The following is a 7812-nucleotide window of genomic DNA, read 5'->3' on the forward strand; positions in this document are numbered from 1 at the left end:
AAGGGAGAGATCGTCGAATGAAATGGAGACAGACCATCCGGGAGAACGGGCACCATCTGTCATGGGTTGTGGCGCTCACGGCTACGCTGGGGAGCCTGTATTTTTCGGAGATTATGCAGTTTACCCCATGCAAGCTGTGCTGGTACCAGCGCATCCTGATGTATCCACTCGTGATTATACTGGGCATCGCAGCCGTGCGCAAGGAACGACATATGTACCTGTATGTTCTGCCGATGTCCATTTGGGGCGGAGGCATTTCGCTATACCATTACCTCATGCAGAAGACCGACTGGTTCAAGACCGGAGCAGCGGCGTGCGGCCCGGTTCCATGCGACTTGGACTATATCGATTGGTTCGGGTTCGTCACGATTCCGTTCCTGGCGCTGGTCGCATTCGTGCTGATTACGGTTCTGCAAATTTTGATGTGGGTTGCTGAAAAGAAATAAGGCGAACTACATTTCTCCATACGAAAGTGGTTTGTGTCCATATGCATTCCCGGCGAAGCGGAGTATAGTCAAAGCAGCAAGACAATGACGTTTCCACAAGCGGGGAGGCAAAAAAAGATGGCAAAGATTACTTTTCTTGGGGCAGGCAGTACCGTATTCGCCAAAAACGTGCTCGGCGACGTCATGCTCACGCCGGCGCTGCAGGAGTTCGAGCTGGCATTGTTCGACATCGACTTGGAGCGATTGAAGGATTCCGAGAACATGCTGAACAATCTGAAAAGCTCGCTCGGCAGCGGCTGCACGGTGAAAGCGTATACGAACCGGAAGGAAGCGCTGCGCGGCGCGAAATATGTCGTGAACGCCATCCAGGTCGGCGGGTACGATCCTTGCACGATTACGGATTTTGAAATTCCTAAGAAGTACGGCCTTCGTCAAACGATTGCCGATACGATAGGGATCGGCGGCGTTTTTCGGAACCTGCGCACCATACCGGTCATGCTGGATTTTGCTAAGGACATCCAAGAGGTTTGTCCGGACGCTTGGTTCTTCAATTACACGAACCCGATGGCGGTCTTGACCAATGCGATGATTACATACGGCGGTGTCAAGACGGTGGGGCTGTGCCACAGCGTACAGGCCTGCGTGCCGCATCTGTTCCACTGCTTGGGGCTGGACAGCGATGGGGTGCAGGCGAAGATCGCAGGCATCAACCATATGGCTTGGCTGCTGGAGGCGACGAAGGACGGCGTAGACCTGTATCCCGAGATCAAGCGCCGCGCTTCGGAGAAGCAGAAGGAGAAGCATGGGGATATGGTGCGCTACGAGCTGATGTTCCGATTTGGCTATTATGTCACGGAATCCTCGGAGCATAACGCCGAATATCACCCTTACTTTATCAAGAAGAAGTATCCCGAGCTGATCGAGCAGTTCAACATTCCGCTGGACGAATACCCGCGCCGCTGCATCCACCAGATCGAGAAATGGAAGACGATGCGCGAGGAACTGGTCAACGACAAGAGCCTGACACACAGCCGTTCGCATGAGTACGCATCGTATATGCTCGAAGCGATGGAGACGGATAAGCCGTTCAAGATCGGCGGCAACGTGATGAATACCGGACTTATCACGAATTTGCCGAAGGAAGCGTGCGTCGAGGTACCGTGCCTTGTTGATGCGAGCGGCGTGACGCCAACGTATGTCGGGGATCTGCCGCCGCAGCTTGCCGCGCTCAACCGCACGAACATCAACACTCAGCTGCTGACGCTGGAAGCGGCCATCACCGGCAAAAAAGAGCACATCTACCATGCCGCGCTGCTGGACCCGCACACGTCGGCAGAGCTGTCGATCGACGACATCGTGGCGCTGTGCGACGATCTGATCGAGGCTCATGGCGATTGGCTGCCGAAATATCGGTGAATAAGCTGTCGAAAGTATGGTAAATAAGATACATTGAAAATTTTCAAGCGCGCGAAGGGGCCGGACTATCGATCTCTTGGGCGCTTTTTTGTAGTGCTTGCATACCATTTTTTTATTTTATTGTATAAATTTACATAATTGTTCTTGTACATCTTATTTTACAATATTATACTATCATCATTATCAACTACTCTATTAAAATCTCATAGGGATATGCTTTGACAAACGAATTCCCTTGCTCCGTCCCTGCTTGGAGGTGATTGTCCGCAAACTCTCATTCCGGTAAGGCATGACTTGAAAGCAACCAGAATCCGCAGATGTTCTCTGGAGGCTGCCACGAATTTGCTGAAACCAAGTCAAAGGAGCGGATGAATATTGTTGAAGCACAAAAAGTTAAGCAAGCATCTTTCCCTGGGGATGGCCATTCTTCTTTCCCTCACCTTCAGTTATCCGGCCAGTGCCGATAACACAAGCGTCTCTCAAAAGACCGATCTCAAATCCAGCTCTCCCCGCATCGCCATCGATAAAATTTCTTCGAAGCTCAGCAAGCAGTTTGCCGATGACGAATACGTCACTTACCTCGTTAAAATGAAAGAGCAGGCGGATACGACAGCCGCTTCCAAAAATGCCCTGCAAAAGTTGACTCTCGAAAAGGCCACACCGGCCGCAATCAAGCTCGCCAGACGGAGCTCCGTTGTCAGCTCGCTCCGCGAAACGGCTTCCCGCTCGCAGCAATCTTTGGAACACTATCTGAAGAAAGAGCTTGAGCAGGGGGGAGTCAAGGACTATAAGAGCTTCTATATTGTCAATGCCATGGCGGTAACGAGCAGCAAATCCGTCATGGACAATATCGCCCAGCTCCCGGAAGTCGACAAAATTTTGCCGAATGAAGAGCGATTCCTGGATAAAGTGGAAATCGACAAAGAGGCCGCGGCAAAAACAGATGCAGTCAAACAGGACCATGTGAAACCGGATGCCATCAAGCCGGACAATGTGGAGTGGAACATCTCGCAGGTCAATGCTCCCGAGGTTTGGGCGAAGGGCATTGACGGCACCGGCATCGTTGTGGCCAACCTCGATTCGGGCGTGGAGTACACGCATCCCGCGCTGCAGCGCAAGTGGCGGGGACTGGACGCTTCCGGGAATGTCGTGAATCCGGAGCTGAGCTGGTACGACCCCCACAGCAGATCGCCGCTGCCTGCGGACGGAGACGGCCACGGCACCCATACGATGGGAACGATGGTCGGTTCGGAAGTGAACGGTTCGAACCAAATCGGCGTCGCCCCCGGGGCCAAATGGATCGCGGTGCGGATTTTCAATCCGAGCACGACCGACGCCATTATTCTTGACGGCGCCCAATGGCTGCTGGCTCCCAAAGATGCGCAAGGCAATCTTCACCCCGAGCTGGCGCCGGATGTCGTGAACAACTCTTGGAGCGGCGGCGCGGGACTCGACGAATGGTTCCGGCCTATGGTTCGAGCTTGGCGGGACGCGCAAATTTTCCCCGAATTTTCAGCAGGGAACAAGAAAGCGACGAATCCCGGCGGACCCGGCTCTGTAGCCAATCCGGCCAACTATCCGGAAGCGTTCGCCACCGGAGCGACCGACATCAACAAGAATTTGGCCGATTTCTCACTCCTCGGTCCTTCTCCTTACGGCGAGATTAAACCGGAGGTTTCGGCTCCCGGGGTCAACATCCGTTCTTCCGTTCCGGGCGGAAAATATGAGGGCGGCTGGAACGGTACCTCCATGGCCGGTCCGCATACGACCGCGATTGCCGGGCTTCTGCTGCAAGCCAACCATTCCCTGACGGTGGATCAACTCGAGCAAATCCTTATGGATACGGCAACCAAGCGAACGGATAGCCAATATCCTGCGACCCCGAACAACGGATACGGTCACGGCATCGTCAACGCGCTTGATGCGGTCGGGTCCGTCCTGCAGGGAGTCGGCACCGTATCCGGCAAGGTCGTAGTCGCCGGGGACGATGACGAACCTCCCGTACTGGAGCATACGCCTTTGACTCTCGTTTTCAAAGGGCTGGATGCCCGGGTGTCTGCCCATGTTACCGATAATGTGGCTGTGAACGCCGTCGAATTGTTTGCCAAAGTTTCCGGAACGGACCATTATACGTACATTCCGATGGAGCGCAAGTCGGGCGACAGCAAGGACGGTATCTATGAAGCGACGATCCCAGCGTTTCTGCTTGATACGAAAGGGCTGGAATATTATATCCGCGTAAACGATTACGGCAACAACGGCTTTAACAGCAACGTTTATAAAATCCCGGTATCCAGCGGCGTCAAGCCGGGATATTTTCAGGATTTCGAGAAAGATTTTATGGGCTTTACCACGGGAGGCGAAGGGAATACTTGGGCTTGGGGCGTTCCGACCAGCGGTCCGGGACGCGCTTATTCCGGACAAAAGGTGGTCGCCACCAATCTGACAGGCACTTATCCGGCCAACGCCAATTCCTATTTGCTAGCCCCACCGATCGATCTTACGACAAGTCCGGAAGGAGCGCTGCTTTCCTTCAAGCATTGGTACGACTTGGAAAATAATATCGACTTCGGCAAGGTGTACATCGCCTCCAAGTCCAGCGACGATGCCTTCGTGCCGCTGTTAACCTTCACGGGCAGCAGCGGAGGCTGGAAAACGCAGTATGTGGATTTGAAGCCTTACGCGGGCCAAGAAATTTCCCTGATGTTCAATCTGACCAGCGACGCCTCGATGCAGAAGGCGGGATGGTATATCGACGATCTTTCCATCCAGCCGCCGGATCGTACCGCCCCGGCAGCCCCTGGCAGTTTGAGCGCTTCGGCGGACCCTGTCGGCAATGTCACGCTGACTTGGACTCCACCCGCCGATGAAGATCTGAAGGAGTATAAGGTGTACCGTTCCACACGCTCCGGTTCGGGTTATGAAGCCATCAGCACGGTGACGTCGGCAACGTATACCGATACGAATACGGTGGAGAATACCACCTACTATTATGCCGTGACCGCCAAGGATTACAGCGGTAACGAAAGCGTCAAGTCGAACGAAGTCTCGCTGACCGTTCGTCGTCCCGCTGTCCTGTTCAGCGACTCTTTCGATTCGGATACGGATAACGGCTGGACTCACAGTGGAGCCAAAGACGAATGGGAACGGGGAGTACCTTCTGCTCCCGGACCGGCTGAAGCCGTATCCAAGCCTAACGTATGGGGAACCGATCTGGACGGGACTTACGAGAACAATGCGGATGCTTCGCTGGTCTCCCCGAGCATCAATCTGACGAATGTGACGAATGCGACGCTGGCGTTCCAGCACTGGTATGAAATCGAAAGCGGCTACGATTACGGATATGTGGAAATATCCACAAACGGGGGAGACACCTGGTCCGAGCTGGGCAAATTTTCGCATAGCACGAACGGAAAGCAATGGAGCCCCGTTTATTACAATCTAGACAAATACACCGGGAACGAAGTGAAAATCCGCTTCAGGCTGAAGAGCGACGGCACCGTAACGAAAGCCGGATGGTACATTGACAATTTCCAAGTACTAAATGTGACGACCGCCGTGCAGACGCAGAATACGGCTCCCGAGCTGAATCTGCAAAAGCCGAAGCCCGTTTATGACAATCCGCTTTACAAAATCTCGAGAACCGAGAAGAGCGAGTTCAAGCCTGTCGTGAACAACGGCAGCATCGGAACGGAAAGCTTGCCTGCGAGCGCAACCGTCACCGTGCTTGAGACCGGCCGTTCCGTCAAAACGGATGCCTCTACCGGACGCTACAGCTTGAATCATGTGGCAGGCAGCTACACTTTGAAAGCGGAAGCTTACGGGTATTATCCGCGGACACAGTCGGTCACGATTACCGACAGGACCAACGTCAAAGCCAACTTTAATCTGGAAGCCATTCCTCACGGCCAGATTAACGGCACCGTGAAGGATGAGCGTACCGGTCAGCCGATTGCAGGCGCAGTCGTGCTTCTCCTGGAAGATCCCAGAGTCGCCCCTGTGACGACGAATGCCTATGGCGGGTTCAATCTGGATGTGATGGAAGGCACCTATACGCTCTCCATTTCGGCACAGGATTACTATAGCAAAACCGCGAAGGTCACCGTTACGCCGAAAGGCACCGTGGAGCTTCCGGTCACTCTGAAACCGTTCATCGGCTTCCCCGGTGAAATCGCCTACGACGACGGCACGCCCGAAAATGCCAGAGCTTTCAATGCGGCCGACAATGCTTGGGCCGTTCGGATGACGCCGGAGTCCGGTTCCGCGCAAGTGACGGGCGTATCGCTCCGCTTCTGGAACACGGAATGGCCGCAGCCAGGCGGGACGGCGTTCAAATACGCCATTTATGACGCTTCCGGCGCCGGTGGGGCTCCCGGACGTCAGCTTGCCGGTCCGTTCGACGGCACCGCGCTTCGCAACAATCAATGGACGACGCTGGATTTGGCCGACCCCGTGACCGTACAGGGCGACTTCTACGTCGTCTATATCCAGACTGTTGCCAATCCGAATTCGCCTGGGCTCGCAACCGACGAGAACGGGAAGAATGCACTGCGCAGCTGGCAGCGCGTCAGCGGCGTGTGGAGCGCTTCTCCCAAAGAAGAGGGCAACTACATGATCCGCGCGATCGTTCGCTATTCGGTGAACGCTCCCGTCATTACGGCGCCTGCCGATGACCTCTACACGAAGCAGCCGACCGTTGCCGTCACGGGAACTTCGCCGGCAAACGGAGCGACCGTCCAGTTGTATAACGGGACGGAATTGGCAGGAACCGCGACCGTGCAGAACGGACAGTTCAGCTTGACCGTGCAGCTTAAGCCCGGGGCGAACCTGCTGAGCGCCGAAGCGGTCGTAGGCGGCAAAGCGACGGACCGTTCGGAGCCCGTCACGGTCACGCTGGACCAAACACCGCCGGAACTGGTCGTTCTCTCTCCGGTGGAGGGAGCAAGAACCAATAGTGAGGTGCTTCATGTTACGGGGACGGCAACCGACCAGTTCCTCAGCACGCTGACGGTGAACGGGCAGCGGGCCGAGATTGGCAACGACGGCACCTTCGCTCACCGCATTTTGATCAATCCAGGCCAGAACCTTGTTACGGTAACGGCGAAAGACCTTGCCGACAATGAAACGACGGTCACCCGTTCCGTGTACGTCGATCTGTCCCTGCCGAAAATCAATAATCTTTCGCCTGCGGCCGATGTTCGTCTTAAGGCAGGAGAGCCGCTTCATGTCTCCTTCGACAGCGCGCCCGGCCTGAATGCCTCTTTCCGCGTCGAAGTGCCGCTTCTGCTGAGCAGCAAGGCGCGAAACGAGATTCCGTTGACGGAAACGAGACCGGGACACTACGAGGGCACTTATCAGACCCCATCGTCCTTAGTGCTTAACGGCGGAGTCGTCGTTGTCCGCGTCTGGGATCGGGCAGGCAACCAAGCGGAATTCGAAGCGCCCGGCAAAGTGTACGTAACCAGCACCCAGCCTCCGGCCAATGTGCCACCGGTTGCGGCCATTTCTGCGCCGGATACGGCAAAGAAGAAGCAGCAGGTTACGTTTGACGGCTCTGCCTCCCGCGATCCGGACGGAAAAATCGTCCGTTACGAATGGAAGTTCGGCGACGGCGGAACGTCCACCGGCGTCAAAGCGAAGCACCGTTTTACAACGGCTGGAACTTATACGGTGCAGCTGACCGTCACCGACGATAAAGGGGCTCAAAATACGGCGGTGCACAAAATTACGATCAAGTAAGCGAAGGCTACTTCATTTCGGCTTATGCGATGCGTACCAGTTGAAAGACCTCTGCGGTTAGCCGCAGGGGTCTTAGCTTGTCGAGAAACCCGCTTCGCGTAGAAATTCTCTGCATACGCGGTGGGGTATATCCCTCCAGCCGCTCTTGAAACCCGTGAACTTGATTAGAATTAGCGGTATTTTCACGGATTTCAAAGTATTCCTGTAAGTC

The 7812-nt window shown here is 55.1% G+C and carries 4 protein-coding genes; 3 read left to right on the forward strand and 1 reads right to left on the reverse strand.

Features of this window, described 5'->3' with window-relative positions; all coding sequences use genetic code 11:
• The first annotated feature begins 17 nt into the window (after positions 1-17).
• The 3 genes from ET33_RS14695 to ET33_RS14705 all read left to right on the forward strand — a co-directional run bounded on the left by ET33_RS14695 (position 18) and on the right by ET33_RS14705 (position 7601).
• On the forward strand, positions 18-446 hold the full coding sequence (locus ET33_RS14695; RefSeq protein ID WP_036682444.1) for a disulfide oxidoreductase: 429 nt from the start codon (positions 18-20) through the stop codon (positions 444-446).
• Positions 447-563: 117 nt separating this feature from the next.
• Positions 564-1862 (forward strand): alpha-glucosidase/alpha-galactosidase, encoded by a 1299-nt coding sequence (gene melA / locus ET33_RS14700; RefSeq protein ID WP_036682447.1) that lies wholly within the window; start codon positions 564-566, stop codon positions 1860-1862.
• Between the two features lie 375 nt (positions 1863-2237).
• The gene (locus tag ET33_RS14705; RefSeq protein WP_036682449.1) at positions 2238-7601 is read left to right on the forward strand and encodes a S8 family serine peptidase; all 5364 of its coding nucleotides are present in this window, start codon (positions 2238-2240) and stop codon (positions 7599-7601) included.
• Positions 7602-7623: 22 nt separating this feature from the next.
• Here ET33_RS14705 and ET33_RS39750 read toward each other — a convergent pair.
• Positions 7624-7812 (reverse strand): hypothetical protein (locus tag ET33_RS39750; RefSeq protein WP_235206715.1); only part of this gene is annotated, 189 nt, incomplete at its 5' end.

This window comes from Paenibacillus tyrphae, assembly GCF_000722545.1.
Taxonomy (GTDB): Bacteria; Bacillota; Bacilli; order Paenibacillales; family NBRC-103111; genus Paenibacillus_G; species Paenibacillus_G tyrfis.